General features: G+C 67.9%; 24 protein-coding genes. 9 read left to right on the forward strand and 15 right to left on the reverse strand.

The window, feature by feature from the left end:
- Nucleotides 1–112 precede the first annotated feature (112 nt).
- From MUU56_RS24485 to MUU56_RS24495, 3 genes are all read right to left on the reverse strand, one after another.
- On the reverse strand, nt 113–1,633 hold the full coding sequence (locus tag MUU56_RS24485; RefSeq protein ID WP_244769892.1) for an ABC-F family ATP-binding cassette domain-containing protein: 1,521 nt from the start codon (nt 1,631–1,633) through the stop codon (nt 113–115).
- A gap of 458 nt (nt 1,634–2,091) precedes the next feature.
- The gene (locus MUU56_RS24490; protein ID WP_244770097.1) at nt 2,092–3,657 is read right to left on the reverse strand and encodes a helicase HerA-like C-terminal domain-containing protein; all 1,566 of its coding nucleotides are present in this window, start codon (nt 3,655–3,657) and stop codon (nt 2,092–2,094) included.
- A gap of 81 nt (nt 3,658–3,738) precedes the next feature.
- Nucleotides 3,739–3,903: a hypothetical protein gene (locus MUU56_RS24495; RefSeq protein ID WP_244769893.1), complete on the reverse strand. Its 165-nt coding sequence runs from the start codon at nt 3,901–3,903 to the stop codon at nt 3,739–3,741.
- Here MUU56_RS24495 and MUU56_RS24500 point away from each other — a divergent pair.
- Entirely contained in the window at nt 3,902–4,291 is a 390-nt protein-coding gene (locus MUU56_RS24500; protein ID WP_244769894.1) for a hypothetical protein, read from the forward strand. The two genes, MUU56_RS24495 and MUU56_RS24500, sit on opposite strands and share 2 nt — an antisense overlap.
- 258 nt (nt 4,292–4,549) lie before the next feature.
- Here the strand turns inward: MUU56_RS24500 and MUU56_RS24505 are convergent, their stop codons facing one another.
- The 4 genes from MUU56_RS24505 to MUU56_RS24520 form a co-directional block, all read right to left on the reverse strand.
- On the reverse strand, nt 4,550–5,704 hold the full coding sequence (locus MUU56_RS24505; protein WP_244769895.1) for an MFS transporter: 1,155 nt from the start codon (nt 5,702–5,704) through the stop codon (nt 4,550–4,552).
- A 72-nt stretch (nt 5,705–5,776) separates the two neighbouring features.
- Entirely contained in the window at nt 5,777–6,664 is an 888-nt protein-coding gene (locus MUU56_RS24510; RefSeq protein ID WP_244769896.1) for a serine hydrolase domain-containing protein, read from the reverse strand.
- A 117-nt stretch (nt 6,665–6,781) separates the two neighbouring features.
- Nucleotides 6,782–7,615, reverse strand: coding sequence for an aldo/keto reductase (locus MUU56_RS24515; protein ID WP_244769897.1), 834 nt, complete (start codon nt 7,613–7,615; stop codon nt 6,782–6,784).
- A 122-nt stretch (nt 7,616–7,737) separates the two neighbouring features.
- Nucleotides 7,738–8,931, reverse strand: a complete 1,194-nt coding sequence (locus MUU56_RS24520; protein ID WP_244769898.1) for an MFS transporter — start codon at nt 8,929–8,931, stop codon at nt 7,738–7,740.
- Between the two features lie 140 nt (nt 8,932–9,071).
- Between MUU56_RS24520 and MUU56_RS24525 the strand changes: the two genes are divergently transcribed.
- Nucleotides 9,072–9,965, forward strand: coding sequence for a LysR family transcriptional regulator (locus tag MUU56_RS24525; protein WP_244769899.1), 894 nt, complete (start codon nt 9,072–9,074; stop codon nt 9,963–9,965).
- An 8-nt stretch (nt 9,966–9,973) separates the two neighbouring features.
- Here MUU56_RS24525 and MUU56_RS24530 read toward each other — a convergent pair whose 3' ends face one another.
- Complete coding sequence (locus tag MUU56_RS24530) at nt 9,974–10,366, reverse strand: hypothetical protein (RefSeq protein WP_244769900.1); 393 nt, start codon at nt 10,364–10,366, stop codon at nt 9,974–9,976.
- Between the two features lie 208 nt (nt 10,367–10,574).
- Between MUU56_RS24530 and MUU56_RS24535 the strand changes: the two genes are divergently transcribed.
- The 3 genes from MUU56_RS24535 (at nt 10,575) to MUU56_RS24545 (ending at nt 11,925) form a co-directional block, all read left to right on the forward strand.
- Nucleotides 10,575–11,177 (forward strand): superoxide dismutase, encoded by a 603-nt coding sequence (locus MUU56_RS24535; RefSeq protein WP_244769901.1) that lies wholly within the window; start codon nt 10,575–10,577, stop codon nt 11,175–11,177.
- Nucleotides 11,178–11,274: 97 nt separating this feature from the next.
- Complete coding sequence (locus MUU56_RS24540) at nt 11,275–11,556, forward strand: toxin-antitoxin system TumE family protein (RefSeq protein ID WP_244769902.1); 282 nt, start codon at nt 11,275–11,277, stop codon at nt 11,554–11,556.
- Nucleotides 11,557–11,925 (forward strand): HVO_A0114 family putative DNA-binding protein, encoded by a 369-nt coding sequence (locus MUU56_RS24545; protein ID WP_244769903.1) that lies wholly within the window; start codon nt 11,557–11,559, stop codon nt 11,923–11,925.
- An 8-nt stretch (nt 11,926–11,933) separates the two neighbouring features.
- Here MUU56_RS24545 and MUU56_RS24550 read toward each other — a convergent pair whose 3' ends face one another.
- A complete protein-coding gene (locus MUU56_RS24550; protein ID WP_244769904.1) occupies nt 11,934–12,632 on the reverse strand; it encodes a helix-turn-helix transcriptional regulator in 699 nt (232 codons plus the stop codon).
- 121 nt (nt 12,633–12,753) lie between these two features.
- Between MUU56_RS24550 and MUU56_RS24555 the strand changes: the two genes are divergently transcribed.
- The 3 genes from MUU56_RS24555 to MUU56_RS24565 all read left to right on the forward strand — a co-directional run bounded on the left by MUU56_RS24555 (nt 12,754) and on the right by MUU56_RS24565 (nt 14,984).
- Entirely contained in the window at nt 12,754–13,389 is a 636-nt protein-coding gene (locus MUU56_RS24555; RefSeq protein WP_244769905.1) for a LysE family translocator, read from the forward strand.
- Between the two features lie 124 nt (nt 13,390–13,513).
- The gene (locus tag MUU56_RS24560) at nt 13,514–13,957 is read left to right on the forward strand and encodes a c-type cytochrome (RefSeq protein WP_244769906.1); all 444 of its coding nucleotides are present in this window, start codon (nt 13,514–13,516) and stop codon (nt 13,955–13,957) included.
- Nucleotides 13,958–14,069: 112 nt separating this feature from the next.
- A complete protein-coding gene (locus tag MUU56_RS24565; protein ID WP_398432545.1) occupies nt 14,070–14,984 on the forward strand; it encodes a c-type cytochrome in 915 nt (304 codons plus the stop codon).
- Between the two features lie 213 nt (nt 14,985–15,197).
- On the opposite strand, the gene MUU56_RS24570 is transcribed toward MUU56_RS24565, so the two are convergent.
- The 6 genes from MUU56_RS24570 to MUU56_RS24595 all read right to left on the reverse strand — a co-directional run bounded on the left by MUU56_RS24570 (nt 15,198) and on the right by MUU56_RS24595 (nt 23,509).
- Nucleotides 15,198–15,782, reverse strand: coding sequence for a DJ-1/PfpI family protein (locus MUU56_RS24570; protein WP_244769908.1), 585 nt, complete (start codon nt 15,780–15,782; stop codon nt 15,198–15,200).
- 24 nt (nt 15,783–15,806) lie between these two features.
- Complete coding sequence (locus tag MUU56_RS24575) at nt 15,807–16,307, reverse strand: GNAT family N-acetyltransferase (protein ID WP_244769909.1); 501 nt, start codon at nt 16,305–16,307, stop codon at nt 15,807–15,809.
- Between the two features lie 222 nt (nt 16,308–16,529).
- Nucleotides 16,530–16,979 carry a hypothetical protein gene (locus MUU56_RS24580; protein WP_244769910.1) on the reverse strand — a complete coding sequence of 150 codons (450 nt, stop codon included), beginning with the start codon at nt 16,977–16,979 and terminating at the stop codon, nt 16,530–16,532.
- Nucleotides 16,980–17,047: 68 nt separating this feature from the next.
- Nucleotides 17,048–18,724 (reverse strand): ABC transporter ATP-binding protein, encoded by a 1,677-nt coding sequence (locus tag MUU56_RS24585; RefSeq protein WP_244769911.1) that lies wholly within the window; start codon nt 18,722–18,724, stop codon nt 17,048–17,050.
- Between the two features lie 486 nt (nt 18,725–19,210).
- Nucleotides 19,211–21,544, reverse strand: a complete 2,334-nt coding sequence (locus MUU56_RS24590; RefSeq protein ID WP_244769912.1) for a glucose/quinate/shikimate family membrane-bound PQQ-dependent dehydrogenase — start codon at nt 21,542–21,544, stop codon at nt 19,211–19,213.
- A 453-nt stretch (nt 21,545–21,997) separates the two neighbouring features.
- Complete coding sequence (locus MUU56_RS24595; RefSeq protein ID WP_244769913.1) at nt 21,998–23,509, reverse strand: protein adenylyltransferase SelO; 1,512 nt, start codon at nt 23,507–23,509, stop codon at nt 21,998–22,000.
- Nucleotides 23,510–23,665: 156 nt separating this feature from the next.
- Here MUU56_RS24595 and MUU56_RS24600 point away from each other — a divergent pair, with 156 nt between their 5' ends.
- Complete coding sequence (locus MUU56_RS24600; RefSeq protein ID WP_244769914.1) at nt 23,666–24,145, forward strand: invasion associated locus B family protein; 480 nt, start codon at nt 23,666–23,668, stop codon at nt 24,143–24,145.
- The last annotated feature ends 100 nt before the right edge of the window (nt 24,146–24,245 follow it).

Consider the following 24,245-nt stretch of genomic DNA (forward strand, 5'->3'; position numbering starts at 1 on the left):
CCTTCGCCATCCCCCTCATCCGCCTGCCGGCACCTTCTCCCCGCGGGGGAGAAGGGGATGGGGCGACGGTTTCCTTCTATCGGAAGGGAAATCCCGGCAGGCAGCGGACGACTCACCCCGACAAGGCCGCCTCGGCGAAGAAGGCCTCGGGTCCGTCCACCTCGATGAGCCGCCGCTTCTCGATCACCCAGAAGCGGTTGGCCACCGCCCGCACGAAGGCGCGGTCGTGCGAGACGATGAGGCAGCTCGCCTCGTTTGCCGTCAGCTCCCGCTCCAGCGCCTCCTGGCCCTCGATATCGAGATGGTTGGTCGGCTCGTCGAGCAGGTAGACGTTCGGGTTGGTCAGCCGCAGCACCAGCATGCCGAGCCGCGCCTTCTGCCCGCCGGAGAGCTGCCCCACCGGCCGCCCCTGCATCTCGATGGAAAGCCCGGCGCCGGCGAGCAGGCTGCGCGCCCGCTGGTCGCCGATGTCGAAGCGGCGGATGATCGTGCCGTGCGGCGTCTCGGCGTCCGAAAGGTCCGACAGCGCCTGGTCGCCATAGCCGAGCACCAGCGAGGGCGTCGCCTTGATACCCTCATGGCCGGCGCCCGCGATCGCGTTGCGGAGCAGCCGGACGAGGCGCGTCTTGCCGGCTCCGTTGCGGCCGAGCAGCACGATGCGGTCGCCCTGGCAGATGAATTTCCGGCCGGTGCGGAAGAGGAGGGTGCCGTCGGGCGTCCCGACGGCGGCATCCTCCAGCGTCACCAGCACCCTGGCATGGGTGCCGCGGTTGGCGAGGCGGATGGTGCCGGCCGGGCGCTCCTGATGGGCGGGCCGCGCGGCGTCCTCGATCCGCTCGGCCCGTTCCTTGAGCTGCTTGGTCTTGACCACCAGGAGGTCGCTGCCGGAATTGATGCCGATATTGTTGAGCTTGGCCGCCTGCTGGCGCAGCTGCTGGGCCGCCTTCATGTCCTTTTCGAAGCGCCGCTCCTCGGCCGCGTCCGCCGCCTCGAGCGCCGCGCGGGCGCGCGAATAGGGCAGCGCGAAGAGCTGCGAGCGCTCGGGGCGCAGGAACAGCGTGCGGTTGGTCACGGCATCGAGGAAGGCGCGGTCGTGGCTGGAGATGACGACCGGCATGTCGCGCGGCAGGCCCGCGAGCCACCCCTCCAGCCGGGCGATCTTCGAAAGGTCGAGATGGTTGGTCGGCTCGTCAAGCAGCAGCACGTCCGGCTCGCCGACGCGCACGCGGGCGACCAGCGCGATGCGCTGCCAGCCGCTGCTGAGCTGGGAAAGCGGCCGCTCGCGCAGCGCCTCAGGCACCTCCAGCTCCTCCAGCGTGACATCGGCCCGCCAGCCTTCGCTCTCCTGCTGTTCGGGGGAAAGCGCGCAGAGCACGGCCTCGCGGAAGGTCAGCGCCTCGAGGCCGGCGGGAAGGTCCTGCTCCATATGCCCGATGGTGAGGCCGCGGGCGCGAAAAATCTCGCCCGTCGTCGGCTCGAAGGCGCCGGTGATGCATTTCAGCAGGGTGGATTTCCCCCGCCCGTTGGCCGCCACGAGGCCGATCCGGTCGCCGGCGGCGACGGAGAGGTTGAGATTGGCGAAAAGCGGGGTGGAGAGGGTCACGCCGAGGGCGCGGATAGTGATGAGCGACATGGAACGATCTCTGGTCTTCGGAGCCCCGCGGTGCGGCATCGGCCGTCGATCACGCGGAATGGCTCAGGGACATGGATGCGGCTGAAACCGCATCGCCGGGAGGCAGACCAGAAGAAGAGTGTGTTCGTTCCAATCAGCCCTGCAAACGCATCTGCAGGGCAAGATCAGGACCATGCGTGCGGTTCGGCAGGAAGTCGGTCTTCACGCGCAGCCCTCTGTTACGTGTTGCGAACGGGGAAGGGGTAGCATTGGCTTGCGGGGGTTGGCAAGCGCGGGGAGCCGCCCCTCATCCGGCTGCCGCCACCTTCTCCCCGCAAGCGGGGAGAAGGGGATGCCGATTCGGTTTCCCGCAAGAGGGGCCGGTGGAAGTAAGACGGGACCTTGCCACAAATCCCTTCTCCCCGTCTGCGGGGAGAAGGTGGCGGCAGCCGGATGAGGGGCCGCGCCGCCCGCAGCGCCTACCGCCGCAAGCTCCCCAGGATGCCGCGCACCAGCGCCCGGCCGAGCGAGGAGGCGACGGTGCGGGCGACCGACTTCATCGCCGCTTCCGCCACGGTCTCGCGCTGGTAGCCGGAGCGCGCCTTCGGCTGCTTGGGGGCGGGCTGGGCGGCGGGTTCGTCGTCGCCGAAGCCGGGCAGGGTCCAGCGGCTGCCGCCGGAGGACTGGGTGCTGGCCTGCTGCTCTTCCGCCTGCTCCTGCGCGGCGGCGGCCTCGGCCGCCTTCTTGGCGCGGGCGGTCAGGATCTCGTAGGCGGATTCGCGGTCGAAATCCTCGTCATAGAGACCGGCGACGGGGCTGACATTCATGATCTCCTTGCGCTCGGCCTCCGTGACGGGGCCGAGGCGCGAGGCCGGCGGGCGGACCAGCGTGCGCTCCACCATGGAGGGCGCGCCCTTGCCCTCGAGCGTCGAGACGAGCGCCTCGCCCGTGCCGAGATTGGTGATGACCTCGGCACAATTGAAATCCGGGTTGGGGCGGAAGGTGTCGGCGGCGGTCTTCACCGCTTTCTGTTCGCGCGGCGTATAGGCGCGCAGCGCGTGCTGCACGCGGTTGCCGAGCTGGGCGAGCACGGTTTCCGGCACGTCGAGCGGGTTCTGCGTGACGAAATAGACGCCGACGCCCTTGGAGCGGATGAGGCGCACGACCTGCTCGACGCGCTCGACCAGCACCTTCGGCGCGTCGTTGAACAGAAGGTGCGCCTCGTCGAAGAAGAAGACGAGCTTCGGCTTGTCGGGATCGCCCACTTCCGGCAGCACCTCGAACAGTTCCGAGAGCATCCAGAGCAGGAACGTGCCGTAGAGGCGCGGGTTCATCATCAATTTGTCGGCGGCGAGCACCGAGATCGCGCCGCGCCCGTCATTGGTGGTGCGCATGATGTCGGAGATCTTCAGCGCCGGCTCGCCGAAGAACTGCTCGGCGCCCTGCTGTTCGAGGATCAGCAGCTCGCGCTGGATCGAGCCGACCGAGGCCTTGGAGATGAAGCCGAACTGGCTGGAGAGCGCCGAGGCGTTCTCGCCCATATAGTTGAGCAGCGCCTGGAGGTCCTTCAGGTCGAGCAGCGGCAGGCCGCCCTGGTCGGCGATCTTGAAGGCGATGTTGATGACGCCTTCCTGCGCGTCCGTCGCGTTCATCAGGCGCGAGAGCAGGAGCGGGCCCATCTCGGAAATGGTGGTGCGGACGCGGTGGCCCTTCTCGCCGTAAAGGTCCCAGAAGATCACCGGGAACTGCTGGAATTCGTAAGGCGTAAGGCCGATCTGGTCGGCGCGCTTCTGCAGGAAGTCCTTGGCCTCGCCGATGGCGCCGATGCCCGAGAGGTCGCCCTTCACGTCGGCGCAGAAGACCGGCACGCCGGCATTGGAAAAGCCCTCGGCGAGGATCTGCAGCGTCACCGTCTTGCCGGTGCCGGTGGCCCCCGTCACGAGGCCGTGGCGGTTGCCGAACTTCAATTCCAGATATTCCGGCTTGTTGTTGGTATCGTCCGGCTTGCGGCTGGTGCCGATATAGAGTTTTCCGTCCTGAAGAATGGATTCCGTCACGTTGAAACTCCTTGGCGCCGTTCTGACCCGATCGCTGCCGGCGGGCAGATCGCCGCGCCGGGCAGGTTTTCATTGAATCGTCTCAGGCAGGTTATAAGGATAGTCCGGCACGGGAACAACACGCTTTGAAGGGGTGCCTGCCCGCGTGTCGAAGGCCCGCGCAGCCGGCTTGAGTTTGCCGGACAATTCATTTACCTTGACGTTAACGTCAATTCCTTTCGGAGGGTTTTCCATGAACGAACTCGTCACCCGCGTTGCCGATGCCGTCGGCATCGACGCCGCCCTGGCGGAAAAGGCCATCGGCATGATGCTCGGCTTCCTGCAGCGCGAGGCCGCCGACGGCCCGGTCGCCCGCATGATCGAGGCCATTCCGGGCGCGTCCGAACTGGTCGCCAAGTACAATGGCGAAGGCGCGGGCGAAGGCCTGCTCGGCGGGCTGATGAGCGCGATCGGCGGCGGCGGCGTCATGGGCCTCGGCCAGCAGCTGATGAGCCAGGGCCTCGGCATGGGCGAGATCACCGGCCTTGCCAAGGAAACCATGGCAGTCGCCCGCGAGCATGCCGGCGCCGAGGTGGTCGACGAAGTCGTCGCCTCCGTACCGGGCCTCAGCCAGTTCGTCTGATCGGGCCACTGTAAGCCCCGACAAGGGTAGGGCAGGAGCGTCACCTATTGCGACACCCCCCCTCTGGCCTGCCGGCCATCTCCCCCTCAAAAGGGGGGAGATTGGCAAGACGTGCAAACCTAGCTTGATCAGCACCGTTGAAGAGAGGCGAAGCGCCGCTCCATCCGATCTCCCCCCTTGAGGGGGAGATGGCCGGCAGGCCAGAGGGGGTGTCGCAATAGGCAACCTCACCTGTGCCAGCAGATAGAGGAAACGTCCCTACCGCCGCCGCGCGATCATCAGCGCCGCGGTGAAGAGCGTCAGCCCGATGCCGACGGAGAGCGGGCCGGCCTTCGGCCCGCCGGCCTCCATGATCGCGCCCGTCAGGGCCGAGCCCGCGCCGCTGCCCGCCGCATAGGCGAGCGCGAAGGCGGCGGCGCCGGCCACCAGCATGGCGCTGCTGTAGCGCTCGCCGAGCATGGTCAGCGCGCAGGTATAGAGCGAGAAGGTGGCCGTGCCCATCAGCGCGAAGACCGAAAGGATGGCGACTTCCGACTGCATCGACGGCAGGATGAGATAGCTCGCCGCCGCGACGACGACGGCCGCGAGGGCGACGCGTTCGCGCGGCAGCTTGTCGAGCAGGAGGCCGATGAAGGGCTGGGCGATCGCCGTCGGCAGGGCGAGCACGGTCACGCTGATCGCCGCGAAGGCCTCCGTATGCCCCATCTTCACGAAATAGACCGGCATGGCCGAGATGGCCGCGATATCGGCGAAACCGAAGGCGAAGACCATGCCGACGAGCAGCGGCGCGGCCTTGAAGAAGCGGAAGACGTCGCCCGTCGAGGAGGGCTCCGGCACCGTCCTGGTCGAGAACATCAGCATGGCGGTCGCAAAGGCGACGATGGCGAGGTAGACGGCGGTCAGCGCGAAACCGAGCCCGCCCTCGCTGCCGAGGAGCGGAATGGCGAGCGGCCCGGCGGCAAAGCCGGCGCACATGCCGGCACCGTAGATGCCGGAGACCCGGCCGCGCAGCCGGTCCGGGCAGGCGGCGTTGAGCCAGGCCTCGCCGAGCATGAAGATGAGGCTGGCGAAGAAGCCGAGCAGGAAGCGGGCGAGGAACCAGACGGCGAAGGAGGACGACGCCGCGAAGGTGGCAAGGCACAGCGAGCAGCCGACGAGGCTGGCGATGATCAGCCGGTCGGCCCGCCAGCGCGCCGTCAGGCTGCCGAGCAGCAGCGTCGAGGCGGCAAGGCCGGCGGCGAAGGCGAGCGCATTGACGCCGATCAGCGCCGGGGAGAAGCCGCGCGCTTCCAGCGTCAGCGAGATCAGCGGATAGGTGAGCCCCTGCGCCACGGAAAAGGCGGTGACGCCAAGAATGACGGCGGCAATGGCCGGCCAGTCCGGCGAGACGACGGTTGAGGATGAGGACTGCATGAAGGGCTCCCGGCGCCGCGTCGGGCGCGCACCCTCCATATCGGATCGGGACCCTGTTTGGGAAGGGGCGGCTCAGGCGATGATGCGGAGCAGGGCGCGCAGGATCCTCCCCATCTGCGCATGGCCGATGCCCTTGTCGACATCCGCCGCCCGGTGCACCACGACGAGGCCGAGCGCCTCGATGACGATGATGTACTGGCCGCCCGCGCCGCTGGCATAGAAGACCGGCCAGTCCGTGGAAAGGTCGTCGCCCGGCGCATTCGCCTCCGCCGTCCACCAGAGATAGCCATAGCCGCGCCCGCCGCCGAGATCGGTCAGCGGCCGCGTGCTCTGCGCCACCCACGTTTCCGGCACGACCTGCCGGCCCTCCCAGCGGCCTCCTTCGAGGAAGAGCACGCCGACCCGCGCCAGGTCCCGGCCGGAAAGACGCATCTTGTAGACGGGATGGCGCGATTGCGGGCCGGGAACATCGAAAACGTCCTCCACCGCGAAATCCTGCATCTGAAGCGGTCCGGCGACATATTCCTGGAATGCCCCGGCAAGCGTGCGGCCGGTCTGCTGCCGGTAGATCGTGCCGAGCGCGTTGAAATCCCAGTTGTTGTAGTACCAGAACGTCCCCGGCGCATGGCTGCCGCGCGCAGGCCGTCCCGGCTCCATGCCGTAGACGCAGGGGTGGTAGACGCCGGAGCGGGATTTCAGCAGGTCCGCGACGGTCGCCTGCTTCTCCTGCGGCGTCAGCGGCGTGAGATCGTCGATGCCGAGATCGCCCAGCGTGGCGTCGAGGTCGATTTCGCCGGCCGCGACGGCGATGCCGTAAAGGATGCCGATCAGGGATTTGCGCACCGAGGCGACGCTGGAGCGGTGGGCATGGAAGCCGCGCGCATAGACCACCTCGCGGCCTCGGACGGCGAGCAGCGCCGTCGAACCGCCGGCGGCGAGCAATGTCTCGAGGTCGTCCAACAGGGCCTCCCGGCGGATGGGGAATCGAAGGCCAAGTCTGGCATGACGGCAGGAACGTGGGGAGGCTTTTGTTTGGGACCCTCCCGCGGCCCGCGCCGCAGGAGGGGCGAGGAATTGTCAGGCGGCGCGATCCCAGGCCGGGGCGAGGCCGTCGGGGCTGACGATGCGGCCGTCCGGGCGGGCAAGCCGGTGGATGCGCATCATCTCGTCCGGTGACAGCACGAAGTCGAAGACGGCGAGGTTCTCGGCGATCCGGCTTTCGGTCGCCGTCTTGGTGAGCGCCACCACGTCGGGCTGCTGGATCAGCCAGCGCAGCACGACCTGCGCCGCCGATTTCCCATGCGCCGCGCCGATCTCCTTCAGCACCGGATCGTTCGGCACCTTGCCGTCGGCCATCGCGTAATAGGCGGTGAGCGCCATGCCATAGGTCTCGGCCGCTTCCAGCACCTTCATCTGGTCGAGATAGGGATGGTATTCGACCTGGTTGGTGGCGAGCGGCGCGGTGCTGAGGCGCACGGCCTCGGCCATCAGGGCGCTGTTGAAGTTGCTGACGCCGATATTCCTCGCAAGGCCGCGCTCGCGCACGGCGTTGAGCTCGCCGATCTGCGCCTCCAGCGGCACCGTCTCGTTCGGCCAGTGCAGGAGGAGGAGGTCGACATGGTCGGTCCTCAGTTTCTTCAGGCTCTCCTCCACCGAGGCGGCGAACCTGTCCCGGCCGTAATTGTCGACCCAGACCTTGGTGGTGAGGAACAGGCTGTCGCGCGCGATGCCGGATTTCTCGATGGCCGCGCCGACGGCGGCCTCGTTGTCGTAGGCCTGGGCGGTATCGATATGGGTGAATCCCTCGGCGAGTGCCTTCGGCAGGATGGCGAGGACTTCGGGTTCCGGCATGCGGAAGGTGCCGAAGCCGAGCTGAGGGATGTGGGCGCCATTGGCGTTGACGGTTTTCATGACATTCTCCTTTCAGGTTGGGGGCCCGCCGGAGCGCAGGCAATTCCAGCAAATCTGCGTGGCGGTTTTGCGTTCGGAACTGCCGGGAATGAGGCGGTAACGCCCCGGCGGGGGCATGGGTTTCAGGCCGGCTGGCAGGCGGCGTCCGGCCGGGCGCGCTCGCGCCGGTCGAGCGCGCCGCTGAGAAGCGTCAGGCCGAGCGCGGCGGCCACGAGGACGGCGCCGACTGCGGGCGTTGCGCGAAGGCCGAGCGGCGAGGCGACGACCAGCCCGCCGATCCAGGCGCCGGCCGCGATGCCGAGGTTGAAGGCGGCGATGTTGAGCGCCGAGGCGACGTCCACGCCGGCCGGGCGATGGCGCCGCGCCATGTCGACGACATAGAGCTGGAGGCCGGGCACGTTGGCGAAGGACAGGAAGCCGAGCGCGGCGAGGGTGACGAGCGCGAAGGCCGGGGCGGGCGCCGTGAAGGTGAAGAGCACGAGCACGGCGGCCTGCAGCGCGAAGAGCACGACGAGCGCCTTCACCGGATCGCGGTCCGCCACCTTGCCGCCGACGATGTTGCCGAGGGCGATGGCCGCGCCATAGAGCACGAGCACGAGGCTGACCGTGCCCGCCGAAAGGCCGGTAACCTCCTGCAGCAGCGGCGAGAGGAAGGTGAAGGTCACGAAGGTGCCGCCATAGCCGAGCGCCGTCATGGCGAAGACGACGATGAGGCGGCCGGAGCCGAGCACGCGCACCTGCTCCACAAGGCCCGCCGGCTTTTCCCGGCGCAGGTTCGACGGCAGCAGGAGGGCGATGGCGGCGAAGGCGACAAGGCCGAGCCCGGCGACGGCCCAGAAGGTGGCGCGCCAGCCGAAGGTCTGGCCGATGACGGTGCCGAGCGGCACGCCGGTGACGATGGCGACGGTGAGGCCCATGAACATCATGGCGATGGCCGAGGCGCGCCGGTCGGGCGAAACGAGGTCGGCCGCGATGGTGGCGCCGACGGAGAAGAAGACGCCGTGCGCGAAGGCCGAGAGCACGCGGCCGGCCAGAAGCACGCCGTAGCCCGGCGCGAGCGCCGCCAGCGCATTGCCGGCGACGAAGAGCGCCATCAGGCAAAGCAGCAGCGGCTTGCGGCCGAGCCGGCCGGTGAGGGCGGTGAGCACGGGCGCGCCGAAGGTGACGCCGAGCGCGTAGACGGAAACGATGAGGCCGGCGAGCGGCAGGGTGATGGCAAGGTCTGTCGCGACGGTCGGCAGCAGGCCGACGATCACGAATTCGGTGGTGCCGATCGCATAGGCGGCGACCGTCAGGGCGAAAAGGGCAAGTGGCATGGCATATCCCGCGTCCGGCTTGAGGCGGACGGCTTGGCTGGGTTGCGTTTCTGGTTCGCCGCGGAATATGGCACCGGGCCACTTGCGTGTTAATCCGGTCAAGTGGATAAGAATATGTGAATTGAATTCAAAGGTGGTGCATGGACAACCGGGCCGGCGAAATGGACGTCTTCGTGCTGGCGGCGGAGCTGAAGAGCTTTTCGGCCGCCGGCCGCAAGCTCGGTCTGTCGCCCTCGGCGGTCAGCAAGCTCGTCACCCGCATCGAGGACCGGCTGGGCGCGCGCCTTCTCGTGCGCACCACGCGCCGGCTGGAGCTGACGCCGGAAGGGGAGGTCTATCTTGGCCGGGCGCGTCGCATCCTGGCCGAGATCGCCGAGACGGAGCGCATCGTGGCGGCGGGCGCGCGCGTCGTGCCGCGCGGGCCGCTGAGGGTCAATGCCTCCGTGGGCTTCGGCGAGCGCTACATCCTGCCGCTGGCGCCGGCCTTCCTGTCGCTCTACCCGGAGATCGAGCTGGACCTGACGCTGACCGACGGCGTGATCGACGTGATCGGCGAGCGCGCCGACGTCGCCATCCGCTCCGGTCCCTTGCGCGATTCGTCGCTGAAGGCACGCAAGCTGCTGGAAAGCCGCGAGGTCGTCATCGCAGCGCCTGCCTATCTCGCCCGCGCCGGCACGCCGCGGCACCCTGACGAGCTTGCCGCCCACAATTGCCTGCGCTTCAACTTCCGCCGCAGCATGGCGGGCTGGCCGTTCCTGTCCGGCGACGGCAAGGCGGTCGAGATGCGCGAGGTCTCCGGCAACATGCTGGTCTCCAGCGGCGCCATCCTGCGCCAGCTCTGCCTCGACGGCCTCGGCATCGGCCGCATCGGCCGCTTCCATGTCGAGGAGGACATTGCGGCCGGAACGCTGGTGCCGCTGCTGGAGGACTACAATCCCGGCGAGGTCGAGGTCGTGCATGCCGTCTTTGCCGGCCACGAGCACCTGGCGGCCCGCATCCGGGCCTTCATCGATTTCCTCGCCGGGAATATCTGAGGGGCGGGTTATTCCTGCCCGGCCTCGTCCACCGTCTTGTTGTCGCCCGTCTTGGCCCGTTCCGCCGCCGCCGCCTCGCGCTCGCTTTCGCGCACCACATGCAGGAACTCCGCGGCGATGGGCGGGGAGACCTCCACCGTCTTCTTCTCCTTGTCGTAGACGCAGAGATAGGTGATCTGGCTCTTCGATTCCGGTGAAAGTCCCTCGATCGCGGCAAGGCCGAAGGACTGCGTGCCCGTCGGCTCGACGAAGACGTTCGGCGTGCCGAGCGCTTCCGGCAGGCTCGCGAGGCAGCTCTTCTCCACATCGGCGCGGAATTCCTCCCAGGCATCGGGCGAGGAGGCATGGGCGAGCGGGGCGGCAAGCAGGAGCGGAAGGGCGCAAAGCAGGCGAAGATGCATGGACAGGCTCCGTGTCGGGGGTGTCGGACAAAATGTTTCAGATCGAATCCGGTTCCATTTGTCATTGATCCGACACGGGAAACGGGAAGGATTTTGTCGCATGTCAGGAAAAATTGGAACCCGGGCGGTTGCCTCTTCCGGTTGCCGCTCCTATGTTCCGCTCACGGATTTCATTGAAAAAATTCCGTCGCCAAGAGGAGACACCACGATGGCTTTCGAACTTCCGCCGCTTCCCTACGATTACGACGCGCTCGCGCCCTTCATGTCGCGCGAAACGCTCGAATATCACCATGACAAGCACCACAAGGCCTATGTCGACAACGGCAACAAGCTGGCCGAGGAAGCGGGCCTTCAGGACCTCTCGCTGGAAGAGATCGTCAAGAAGTTCTACGGCACCAACCAGGGCCTCTTCAACAATGCCGGCCAGCACTACAACCACATCCATTTCTGGAAGTGGATGAAGAAGGGCGGCGGCGGCAAGAGCCTGCCCGGCGCCCTGCAGAAGGCGATCGACAGCGATCTCGGCGGCTATGACAAGTTCAAGGCCGATTTCGTCGCCGCCGGCACCACGCAGTTCGGCTCCGGCTGGGCCTGGCTCTCCGTCAAGGACGGCAAGCTCGCCATCTCCAAGACCCCGAACGGCGAGAACCCGCTGGTGCACGGCGCAAGCCCGATCCTCGGCGTCGACGTCTGGGAGCACTCCTACTACATCGACTACCGCAACGCCCGCCCGAAATACCTCGAGGCCTTCGTCGACAGCCTGATCAACTGGGACTACGTCCTGGAGCGTTACGAAGCCGCCACGAAGTAAGGCGTTTTTCGCTTCCGAGTTCAGGAAACCCCGGCTGGAAACGGCCGGGGTTTTTCTTTCGTCGACAAAAGGCCATGATGATGGCATAAATGCCAACATGGATGCCGTGCTTCTCGAGCGGTCGAAAACGGTTCTGCCGGATGGCGCGATCATCGAGATCGTGCTCTGGCGGGTTCCCGAACCCGTTGCGGGAAGCAGCCATCCTTACAAATACCGCCTGTTCTATGGGCGGAACGGCCGGCGTGTCGTCGGCTTCGACAATGAGCGCGGCAAGGGCGATCATTGCCATCTCGACGGGGAGGAGCGTCCCTATGCCTTCTCCACCATTGCCGCGCTGCTCGAGGATTTTCGGGCGGAAATTGCAAAACGGAGGCCTTGAATGAAGCGCGCCCGCATTCAGATCCGCAGCGATACCGACGCTGTCCTGTCCGAAAACCTCGCGCGAGCTGCCGAAGCGGCACGGACGGGCGTGCCGTCCGATCCGGTCGCGACCTTCACCTTCAGTTCGCCCGCCCAGCTTTTCTCCGTGATCAGCCCGAAGCGCTGGGCATTGATCGAGCATCTGCAGAAGATCGGCCCGAGCAGCATCCGGGCGCTGGCGCGCGCGCTCGGCCGCGATGTGAAGCGGGTGCACGAGGATGTGACGGCACTCGCCGAATGGGGCATCATCGAGCGCACGGAGGACGGGAAGGTCGAAGTGCCCTTCGACGTCATCCACGCCGATTTCGATTTGCGCGCGGTCGCATAGGCTCCCGCTTACCCCGCATCCCGCCGGTTCTCCGCCCAGCCGGAAATCCAGAGCTGCCGCAGCCTGTCGCCCTCGCCGCGGAAATGCCCGCCCGTCGTTTCGCAGGCCTCGACCCGGTCGGCGCGGAAATTGCGGATGGCCGCGCGCAGCTCACACCAGGCGACGATGTTGGCGGTCTCGGAATAGTAGATGAGGGCGATGGGGCGGATGGTGCGCTCGCTGGCGCGGCCATATTCGTCGCGGTAGTCGATCAGCAGCGTCTCCTCGTCGCGGATCGCCCGGCGCACGGTGGCAAGGTCGATGCCCTCGGGCTGGCGCGGCGTCGTGCCCCAGGCGTGCAGGGCGCGGGCGGAGAGCGTCTGGCGCAGCGGCGGCGGCACGGCGCCGGCGATCTTGTCGCCGACCCGCCGGGCGGCGGCCTTCAGCTCCGCGTCGCCGGTGCGCTCCAGAAGCGCGAGCGCCAGCACCACGGCCTCGGTCTCCTCGATGGAGAACATCAGCGGCGGCAGGTCGAAACCGGGGCGCAGGATGTAGCCGATGCCCCGCTCGCCCTCCACCGGCACGCGCATCGCCTGCAGGGCGGCGATGTCGCGGTAGATCGAGCGCACCGTCACCTCCAGCCGCCCGGCGATCTCGGCCGCCGTTATCGGGTGGCGGGCGAGGCGCAGGATCTGGATGATCTCGAACAGCCGCGAAGCCTTGCGCATGGTCGTTCCCCTCACAACTGACACAACCCTGTCAGTTGGTCCTCGCTATAGCACGCTTCAAGCGCTTGAAACACAAGGAGGCAGCGGGCTTCCGGGCGCATATCGGCAATGGACAACTGACATGACCTACAGCGAAAACCTCTGGCTCTTCTTCCTGCTCGTCTCCGGCATCATCATCGTGCCGGGCATGGACATGATCTTCGTGCTGGCGAGTTCCCTCTCCGGCGGGCGCAAGGCGGGGCTTTCGGCGACCTTCGGCATCATGGCGGGCGGCCTCGTGCACACGCTCTATGCCGCGCTCGGCGTCGGCATGCTTCTGCATTTCGCGCCGGGCCTGTTCAACGGCCTGCTGCTCCTCGGCGCCGCCTATGTCGCCTTCATCGGCTGGCAGCTCTTCCGCTCCTCGATCGTCGTCGATGCCGTCGGCAGCCTCGACCGGCGCGGCCTTGCGACGCGCTTCCGCCAGGGCGCGCTGACGAGCCTGATGAACCCGAAGGCCTATCTCTTCATGCTCGCCGTCTTCCCGCAGTTCCTGCGCCCGGAATTCGGCCCGCTCTGGCGCCAGACGCTCGTCATGCTGGCGATGATCTGGGCGACGCAGCTTGCCGTCTATGGCGGCCTTGCGCTCGCCGCCGCCCGCAGCCGCGATGCGCTGACCGGCAGCCCCGCCGCCACGCGCCTTATCGGCCGCGCCGCCGGCGTGCTGCTCGTGGCGATCGCGGTGGTTACGGTGTGGCGCGGCTGGGGCAGCGTGTGAACGGCGCAACATTCTGGTTCTCAAAAATATTTTACTTTCCTCGACTTCCCAAAATGCAAAGATGCCCGCGCATCGTAAACCGGCGGCGCGGCGCAAGCCGCCCGCCAGCAACCGGGAGAACCCGATGAAGTTCAGGACTTTGGCGGCCGCGGCCGCGCTTGCGGTCATCGGCGCAGGGGCCGTCGTGGCGGCGGACGAGCCGCAGGTCGTCCGCCAGGAGATGATGAAGAAGGTCGGCGGGGCCATGGGCGCGCTTGCCGGCATCGCGAAGGGCGAAAAGCCCTATGACGCGGACGTCGTCAAGGCGTCGCTGACCACCATGAGCGAGGTGGGGAAGGCCTTCCCGGACCAGTTCCCGGCCGGTTCCGAGACGGGCAACGAGACCGAAGCCAGCCCGAAGATCTGGGAGGCGATGGACGACTTCAAGGCAAAGGCCGCCAAGCTCGGCACGGATGCCGACACGGTGCTCGCCAGCCTGCCGGCAGACCAGGCGGCCGTGGGTGCCGCGCTCGGCACGATCGGCCCCAATTGCGGCGGCTGTCATGAGGTCTACCGCGTCAAGAAGTGACCGCGGTAGGCCATCCCACCCGAAACGAATGCAGACCGCCCCGGCGACCGCCGGGGCGGCAATCCATGTCCGGATGCCGCGGTGGCGGGGCTCGCGCGGCTGGCGAGAGGCAATTCTCATGGCACTCAAGAAACTTCTCGGCGGGATCGTCGTGCTGGGCGCGATCGGCGCCGGCGCCTTCCTCTTCATCACCGCGCCGGAGCGGCTGCCGGCCGAGACCTGGGCCGCGGCGGGCGAGCCGGACCTGGCGAACGGCGAGCGCATCTTCCATGCCGGCGGCTGTACGAGCTGTCATGCCGCGCCGGGCGCGGCGGACGACCAGAAGCTGGTGCTGGCGGGCGGCCTTGCGCTGAAGAGCCCGTTCGGCACCTTCCACGCGCCGAACATCTCGCCCGACGAGACGGCCGGCATCGGCGCCTGGACGCTGGCGGAGTTCGGCGACGCCATGAAGCGCGGCACCGGCCGCGACGGCGAGCACCTCTACCCGTCCTTCCCCTATGCCTCCTATGCGCGCATGACGGTGAAGGACATCGCCGACCTCTACGGCTACCTGAAGACCCTGCCGAAGAGCGGCAATGTGGCGCCCGGCCACGACCTGCCGTTCCCGTTCAACATGCGTCTCGCGCTCGGCGGCTGGAAGTTCCTCTATCTCGACGAGGTGCCGCGGGTGGCGCTTGCGAGCGCCGACGAGACCGTCAGGCGCGGCCAGTATCTCGTGGAAGGGCCGGGCCATTGCGGCGAGTGCCACACGCCGCGCGACGTCCTCGGCGGGCTCAAGACGGATCTTTGGCTGGCCGGCGGGCCGAACCCGGAAGGCGAGGGGCGCGTGCCCAACATCACCCCGGCCGAGGGCGGCTTCGGCAGCTGGAGCGCGGGCGACATCGCCAGCTATCTCGAAACCGGCTTCACGCCGGAATTCGACAGCGTCGGCGGCGCCATGGTGTCGGTGCAGAAGAACATGGCGCTGCTGCCCAAGGAGGACCGCGAGGCGATCGCGGCCTATCTGAAGGCGATCCCGGCGCATTGAAGCGGGGTGCGGGGGCAATGCCCAGTTTCGCAGCGTCAGCCCATCTTACCCCACCCACTGTCGTTATCCTCGGGCTTGACCCGAGGATCCAGGCCTCACCCGGAGCGTGGATGCTCGGCTCAAGGCCGAGCATGACGGAGGAGAGGGGCCGTGACGCCTCCGCGCCCGAAGTGGAGACGTGCCGCGCACGACGGAGGAGGGGCGATCATGCCGTCACGCCGGCGCCTTGCGGTGCTCGTCGCCATACATCGCGAGATAGCCGGACAGGTCGGCGGAGCCGAGGCCGATGGCGTCGAGGATTTCCCGCGCGAAGGAGACGGGGGCCGCGCCCGAGGCGGTGATGACGGCGCGGTCGCTGACGGCCTGCGGCTGGTCGCGGTAGAGCGCGGCGCCGCGATAGCCGGGCACGATCTCAGGCAGCTGTCCGCGATAGTTGCCGGTATGCGCCCGGTCGTCGAGCAGGCCGAGGCGGCCGAGCGCCAGCGTCGCATCGCAGATGGCGGCGACCGGCTTGCCCGCCGAGACGAAGCGCGCGACCGGAGCCGAAAGGTCGGGCGCTTGGCCGGATTGCCAGATCGTGCCGCCGCACAGCACCAGCACGTCGAAATCGGCGGGCGCGGCGTCCTCCGCCCTGCCGGCGGACCTTATGGAGACGCCGCCGAGCGAGGTCACGTCCGCGCCGCCGGGCGTCAGGACCACGGTCTCGGCCCCGCAGTCGCCCCGCGCCGTCGCCATCAGCAGCCCGCATTCCCAGTCGGCGTAGCCCTCGGTCAGCACGATGGCCAGTCGCTTCGCCATGTCGATGTCCTCCTCAACGTATTGTCAGCCCAGGGACTGGACATAGCGCATCCCGGTGACCGGGCCAGCCCGGAAGTTCATCTGCTCGTAGAAGCGGTGGGCGCCGAAATTGCCGGTCGCCGCGCTCACCGAGAGGTAGCCGCAGCCGGCGATGCGGGCGTGCTCGCGGGCGCGGGAGACGAGGTGGCGACCGATGCCGTGGCCGCGATGGTCCTTGCGCACGAAGATCTGGTGCAGCTCCATGCCGCGCAGGCCTTCCAGCGCGCGGTACATCGGCACGAGAAGGGCGTAGCCGATCAGCCGGCCGCCGGCTTCGGCGACGAGCGCGGTGATCCAGGGATGGGCGCCGAAGAGATCGCGGTCGAGATCGGCGGCGGAGACCTTCGCCGTGTCGCCGTGGCATTCGGCATGCAGGGCGATCATGTCGAGGATCTGCTGCAGGTCGCCCGGGCGCGCGGCGCGGATGGTCAGCATCGGCGGGCGATCGAGGGCGGCGGGGTCGAGTTTGATGACGGTATTCTGCATTTCGGGCTCCTGGGGTTTTGTGCCATCAGGTGCCAGAAACAACAAAGCCGCCTGATGGCGGCTTGTTGACATGATCGAACAGCCGCTCCTTATCGGAACAGCCAAAAATACGTCGCGGCGATGTGCGTGTTCTTGATCATGGGCGCGATATTCTCGAAATCGCGCCGTTTGTCAATCGGGTTTCGTCGGCGTGTGCAAAAAGCGGGATGAAAGCGGGGGCGCTCAGGCCCCCGCTTCCTCCGTGCCTGCCGCGGATTGCCCTTCCGCCGTGCCTGCCTGCCGGGTGTCGTCGATGCCGAGCTGCTCCTTGATGGCGCGGCGGATGTCTTCCTCGATCGCCGAGCGTTCCTCCTCGGGAAGCTGTGCCAGGCTCTCCTCCGTGAGGCCGAGGGCTTCCAGCATTTCCTTGCGCAGCCGTTCGGCCGGCGTCATCCTGGAGAGCTCCAGGAATTCGGACGTCAGGCTGGCGCTCTCCGTCTCGGCCTTGTCGAGCTTGGCCTGGGTCAGCCACAGCGCATTGGCAAGGCCGGAGGGGATCGGCGCCGTGGGGCTGACGGTCGGGATGTTGCGCCCTGCCGTGCCGCCGCCCGTGCCGTCGTTAAGGCTTTCTCCGCTCGTCGCGCGCGGCCTGCCGTAGGTGTAGGCGGAAAGCATGCTGCCGTCGATCTTCATGGAGGGCCCCTTGAGCGTGCGTCGCGCGAACCAGTACCGTTTGCAGCTTTTGCGAGCCTTGCCGCCCTTTACACGTCGCTTTCGATGCGGCCCGCGCCGAGCCGCACGACATGGTCCTGAGGCGCGATCACGCTTCTGCGGTGGGTGACGGCAAGGATGGTCACGTCGCCGGCAAGGCCGCGGATATGCTGCATGATTCCCGCCTCCGTCGCCTCGTCCAGCGCCGAGCTCGCCTCGTCGAGGAAGAGGAACTGCGGATCGGCATAGAGCGCGCGGGCGATGGCGATGCGCTGCCGCTCGCCGCCGGAAAGCTTCATGCCCCGTTCGCCGACCCTTGTCTCGAACCCGTCCGGCAGGCCGTCGATGAAGGCAAGGATCGCCGCTTTTTCCGCCGCGCGCCGCAACCGCTCCGCGTCGAAGGCGCGGCCGAGCACGATGTTGACGGCGAGCGTGTCGTTGAGCAGCACCGCATCCTGCGGCACGATGCCGACGGCGCCGTACCAGTCGCGCTGGCAGACGCCATCGAGATCGATGCCGTCGACGGTGATGCGCCCCGCGGCGGGGCGGATGGATTTCAGCGCGAGGCGCAGCAGCGTCGACTTGCCGGAGCCCGTCTCGCCGACGAGATAGGTGATGCGCCCGCGCGTCGCGGCAAAGCCGATCTTCTCGACGCCGCGGCCGTTCTCGTGGGCATAGGAGACATCCTCGAAGGCGAGGCGGCCGGCCTTCGGCGAAAAGCCGCCCGATGTGCCCGTGTCCGGCTCCTCGGGGGCGGCCCAGATGCGCGCGAGCGGCAGCAGCGAGGCGCGGGCGCGCACTACGTTGTCGAGCGCATGGCCGATCATCTCGAAGGGCTGGTTGAGCTGCAGCAGCAGCGTGTTGAACAGCACGATGTCGCCGACGCTGAGATCGCCCGCCCGGTAGCGCGGCAACAGCAGGAGGAAGGTGACGACGAACTGCACGGCGAGCCCGGCGCCCATCAGCGACGAATAGCCGATGCGCCGGCGGCAGAAGGCCGCCCAGCTGTCACGCTCCTCGCCGGCCTTTCCGGCAAAGCGCGCCTGCATCCAGCCGTGGCTGCCGAAATGGCGCAGCGTCTCCATGGCCGTCATGGCGTTGCCGATGAACTTGGCGTTCTCCTGTCCGGCCTCGACGGCCGCGTCGAGATATTTTCGCGTGCGGTGGTTGGCGATGGCCGTCAGCGCGATGAAGCCGCCGCCATAGGCGACGACGATCAGCGCGACCTCGATGTCGATCGTCGCCCCCAGCATGGCGATCGCCAGCGTGATCTGCGTGACGCCGGGAATGAAGACGATGAGGGCGAGCTGCACCAGCGTCATCATCGCGCCCTGGCCGCGCTGGCCGGCGCTTTCGATCTCGGCCGGGTTGTGCTCGGCGAAGAAGGCGGCCTCTTTCTTCAACAGCCGCTCGAACAGGCTGGTGCTGGCGATGAAGCTCAGGTTCTCCGCGCTCATGTAGGAGAGGTACTGCACCATGTGCTGCAGGGCCGCGGCCATGCCGATGAGCAGCGCATAGACGACGAGGCCGGCCGCCAGCATCTCGGCCATCCGGTCGGCGGTCATGGCGTCGATGAGGCGCGAGAAGAGATAGGGCGCGGCGATGGAGGCGATCGCCGAGAGGAAGACGATGACCGAGACAAGCGCCAGCAGGCCGCGCGAGGACCGCCAGTAATTGGCAAGGATGATCTTCACCGGCGCGGCGATCAGCCGCCAGTCGTCTTTCATGGCGAATCTCCCGGGGAGGATTTTTGGAGGGCTGCATCATGGGAAAGGCGGGATGGGGAGGCAACCCCGCAATGATCGCCCTTTTGCCGGGCGCTATCTCCCTCCGCGCCACCCCCCTCTGCCCTGCCGGGCATCTCCCCCTCAAGGGTAGGCGAATTGCATATGACAGCACGCTGCTGCTTTCCCCTTCTCCCCCGCGGGGAGAAGGTGGCCCGAAGGGCCGGATGAGGGGGGCTTGCACACCGTCTGACGTCTGTGCCACCCCCTCATCCCGCTGCCGCGACCTTCTCCCCGTGGGGAGAAGGGGCAAGACGCGTCGCCTCATTCCATATGCAATTCGCCTGCCCTCAAGGGGGGAGATCGGCAGGTGGTGGGACCTTCGCTCATATCGAGCCGTTGGAGATGGGCGAAACCGCGCCCCATCCGATCTCCCCCCTTGAGGGGGAGATGCCCGGCAGGGCAGAGGGGGGTCGGTACGGCGCCCCGCTACGGCAGCGTATAGGCGATGACGTAGTCGCCCGGCTTGGTGCCGACCGAGCCGTGGCCGCCGGCGACGATCAGCACATATTGCTTGTCGCCGACCGTGTAGGTCATCGGCGTGGCCTGGCCGCCGGCCGGAAGGCGGGCTTCCCACAGCTGGCGGCCGCTCGTCAGGTCGTAGGCGCGCAGGTAATCGTCCACCGCCGCGCCGAGGAAGGCGACGCCGCCCTTGGTGATGATGGGGCCGCCGATGCCCGGCACGCCGACCTTGAAGGGCAGCGGCAGCGGCGTCATGTCCATGACCGTGCCGTTCTTGTGCTTGTAGGCGATCTCGCCGGTGGCAAGGTTCGCGCCGGCGACATAGCCCCATGGCGGCGCCTGGCAGGGAATGCCGAGCGGGCCGAGGAACGGGCCCATGAACACGCCGTAGGGCGCGCCCTCGTTGCGGTTGAGGCCCTGCTCGGAGCCCTTCTCGTCCTGGCCCTTCGGCGGGATCTGGTCACGCGGCACGAGGCGGGAGGTGAAGGCGAGGTAGGTCGGCATGCCGAACATCACCTGCCGCTCCGGATCGACCGCGACGGAACCCCAGTTGAACGTGCCGAAATTGCCGGGATAGACGAGCGTGCCCTGCAGCGAGGGCGGCGTATAGCGGCCCTCGTATTTCAACGACAGGAAATCGATGCGGCAGGCGAGCTGGTCGAACATCGTCACGCCCCACATGTTCTTTTCCGTCAGCGGCGGCGGCGAGAAGGTGAGGTCGGAAATCGGCTGGGTGGGCGCCGTGAAATCTTCCGGGATCGCCCCGGTCGGCGCCGGTATCTCCTCGATGGGGATGATCGGCTCGCCGGTGCGCCGGTCGAGCACGTAGATGTCGCCCTGCTTGGTCGGGCCGACGAGGGCGGGGATGGTGGCGCCGTCCTTCGTGATGTCGATCAGCGCCGGCTGGGCCGGCACGTCCATGTCCCACAGGTCGTGGTGCACCGTCTGGCGCACCCAGCGCACCGCGCCCGTTCCGATGTCGAGCGCGACGATGGAGGAGGAGTATTTCTCCACATGCTCGCTGCGGCCCATGCCGAGCTGGTCCGGCACGCGGTTGCCGAGGGGGATGTAGACGAGGCCGAGCGCGTCGTCATAGCTGAAGACGGACCAGGAATTCGGCGAGTTCACCGTATAGACCTGCCCCTCGGGCAGCGGCGTCGTGACGTCGGGATTGCCGGAATCCCAGTTCCAGACGAGGGCGCCGGTATTGACGTCGAAGGCGCGGATGACGCCCGACTGCGACTGGGTCGAGTAGTTGTCGTTCACCGCGCCGCCGATGATGATCTTTCCGTCGGTGATGACGGGCGGCGAGGTGGAATAGTAGTAGCCGGCCGGGTTGTAGGGCATGCCCTGTTCGAGCTGCAGCACGCCGTTCTCGGCAAAGCTCGTGCAGACGTCGCCGGTCGCCGCGTCGAGCGCGATCAGCCGGGCGTCCGAGGTCGGCAGGTAGACGCGGGCGGCGCAGGTGGCGCCGGCCGCCGCGGCCGGATCGGCATAGTAGGTCACGCCGCGGCAGGTCTGGTGCTGGCGGTCCGGGTTCATGCCGGAGTTGGAATCGTACTTCCATTTCTCCTTGCCGGTCGCCGCGTCGAGCGCGATCGCCCAGTTGTGCGGCGTGCACATGTAGAGCGTGTCGCCGATCTTCAGCGGCGTCACCTGGTAGGTGGTCTCGCCGACATCGTCCGGCAGCTTCACGTCGCCGGTCTGGTATTGCCAGGCGACCTTGAGCGTGCCGACATTGTCGGTGTTGATCTGGTCGAGCGGCGAGTAGCGCTGGCCGTACGGCGTGCGGCCGTACTGGTGCCATTCGCCGGCCGGCACGTTGCCGCCGAGGGCGGGTGTGGCGTTGGCGACGTCGGTCGGCAGGCTGCCGGCCACGTCGTGCGGGTCCTGTGTCATCGCAAAGCCGGCAACGCCGATGGAGACGAGGACGGCAACGGCGAGCGGCAGGGCCGAGGCCGGGTAGGGCGTGCCGGTGGGGCTGGAAAAGCCGAGCGGGCGGCGGATGGCCGGCAGCATCAGCCACAGGCCGAGGAGCACGATGACGCCGCCGCGCGGGCCGAGCTGCCACCAGTCGAAACCGACCTCCCAGATCGCCCAGCCGAGCGAACCGAGGATGACGAGGGCATAAAGCCAGAGCGCCGCGCCGGAGCGGCGCAGGAGCAGCACGGCCGTGACGAGGAAGGCAAGGCCGGTGACGAGATAATAGGGGCTGCCGCCGAGCGACAGCAGCCACCCGCCTCCGCCCGTCAGCACCAATCCGATGATGGCGATGAGGGCGGCGGTCAGCGTGAGCAACATGGGGATCTCCGTTGGTGCTGCCGGCCAAGGAGGAGGCCGACAAGACGTCCGGCTCAAGGAGGGACGACGGAGAAATTAGGGCAGAATCGTGGCGCTTCAATCCCGGGAAAAGGGGGAGGAAGAAATTATACTATTCCACTCATGTTTTTGGGGCGAGGCCCTTGCCAGGGAGCTTGCCCCTCACCCTAACCCTCTCCCCGCAAGCGGCAGGGCTACCGCATAGGGAATGCGGCATCACCGCTCTTCCCTTCTCCCCCGCGGGGAGAAGGTGGCCCGAAGGGTCGGATGAGGGGGTGGCTCGGACGGATCGTTTGCGCCTTCGCCATCCCCCTCATCCGCCTGCCGGCACCTTCTCCCCGCGGAGGAGAAGGGGATAGGGCAACGGTTTCCTTCCATAGGCGATGCCCGGCGCACAAGGCGGGAGGCGCCGGAAAAAGGGTGTAGTTTGCCCCCTCACGTCCCGCAGAAGGTCGCGGTGATCTCCTCGCCGGGCTTCGGTGGCACGGCATAGGCGGCGAAGGCCGGCTGGTCGTCGTAGGGCCGCGCCAGCACGTCGTTCAGCGCCGTAAACAGCGAGAAATCGCCATGGTCGACCGCCGCCGCCAGCGCCTCCTCGACCTTGTGGTTGCGCGGGATGAAGGCGGGATTGACGCGGCGCATCGCCGTAGCGCGCGCCTCGGCCGTCCCGGCTTCCCGCGTCAGCCGCGCGCGCCAGAGGGCAAGCCAGGGCGTGAGCGCGCCGGGCGTTTCGAGGAGGTCTTGCAGCGCGTCGTCCGCCGCCGCGCCTTCGGCCGCGTCGGCAAGGCGCCGGAAGGCGAGCGTATAGTCGGCCTTCTGCTCGTAGAGCGTCACGAGCAGGTCGCGGATCAGGCCCTGGTCGTCGTCCTCCTCGTCCGCGCCAAGGCCGATCTTCGCCCGGATCACCGCCTTCCAATGCGCCTGGAAGCGCTCCATGAAGCGGCCGACCGCCGAATTCGCCATCTCCACCGCCTTGTCCTGGTCGTCGGAAAGAAGGGCAAGCAGCGCCTCGGCGAGGCGCGCGATGTTCCACTGGCCGATCATCGGCTGGTTGCCGAAAGCATAGCGCCCGTTGCGGTCGATGGAGGAATAGACGGTGCGCGGGTCGTAGCGGTCCATGAAGGCGCAGGGGCCGAAATCGATCGTCTCGCCCGAGATCGTCATGTTGTCGGTGTTCATCACGCCGTGGATGAAGCCGACGCCGAGCCACCGGGCGATCAGCGAGGCCTGCCGGTCGGCGACGGCGTCCAGCAGCGCGAGATAGGGCTGCTCCGCGCCCTTCAGCGCCGGATAGTGCCGGTCGATGACATGGTCGGCGAGCACGCGCACATTGTCCGTGTCGCTGCGCGCGGCAAAGAACTGGAAGGTGCCGACGCGGACATGGCTGGCGGCGACGCGGGTGAAGACGGCGCCCGGCAGCACGCGGTCGCGATAGACCGGCTGGCCTGTGGCGACGGCCGCCAGCGCCCGCGTCGTCGGAATGCCGAGCGCATGCATGGCCTCGCTGACGATATATTCGCGCAGCACCGGCCCGAGCGCCGCCCGCCCGTCGCCGCGGCGCGAATAGGGCGTCTGGCCGGCGCCCTTCAGCTGGATGTCGCGCCGCCGGCCGTCGCGGTCGATCACCTCGCCGAGAAGGATCGCCCGCCCGTCGCCGAGCTGCGGCACGAACTGGCCGAACTGGTGGCCGGCATAGGCCATGGCGAGCGGCAGCGAACCGGGCAGCGCCACGTTGCCGGAGAAGTAACCCGCGCCGTGCCGCTCCAGCGCATCCGCATCAAGGCCGAGCTCCCCGGCAAGCGCCCGGTTGAACGCGACGAGCCGCGGCGCCTCCACCGGGCTCGGATCGACCGGGGCGAAGAAGACGTCCGGCAGGCGCGCATAGCTGTTGTCGAAGGCAACGGGCCTGCCGTCGTCGCCGTGCTGCGGGTTGGTGGCGTTGCTCATGGCATCCTCTTGCGGCGTTCGCGTCTCGTTTCCCTATAGGTAGCGACAAGCGGCCGGATTGAAAGGGCCGGCGGCGGGGCGCTCGCTTGCCGGCCCCTTTGCGCGGTGCTAGCGTCCGGGAAAAGCCATGCCGGTTCAACAGTCGGGGTTCTACAGATGCGTGCGCTCGCCGTCCTTTTGCTGTTCCCGTCCGTCGCCTTCGCGGAAACCTGCGGCGCCTGGAGCGCCGGCATTTCCGAGGAGGAGGAGGGGCCTGTCATGGTGGCCTCGGTCTGCGTGGGGACCGGGACGCGGGAAAGCAACCTCTTCCTGAAATGCGGCCCGGAAGACCGGCTCAGCCTGCGGTTCCTCGCCGCCGCGGCGCTGGATTTCCCGCCGGGCGACGGCGGGGACTTCTCCAGCCCGCTGCGCCTTTCCGTCGATGGCGAGGCCTTCGACCGGCCGGCGCATTTCGAGGCGATGGACGGCGCGATGGTCAGCGAATTCCCGATAACCGGCCCGCTGGTCGACCGCCTCAAGGCCGGCAGGGCGCTGACCATCGCCTATCCGGCAACGACATTCGAACCGCTCGCCTTCCCCCTCACGGGGTCGAAGGCGGCGATAGACAAGCTGGCGGCGGCCTGCGCCGGCTCCTGACGCCCGTCGCCGGCCGGCATGGAATTTCACGGCCTTCTGAATAAGCGGGCGGCACCGTCCGTCCCCTTCTTCAGGCATGCATTGGTGAGCGAATGTCCGG

The organism is Shinella yambaruensis, assembly GCF_022899355.1.
Lineage (GTDB): Bacteria > Pseudomonadota > Alphaproteobacteria > Rhizobiales > Rhizobiaceae > Shinella > Shinella yambaruensis.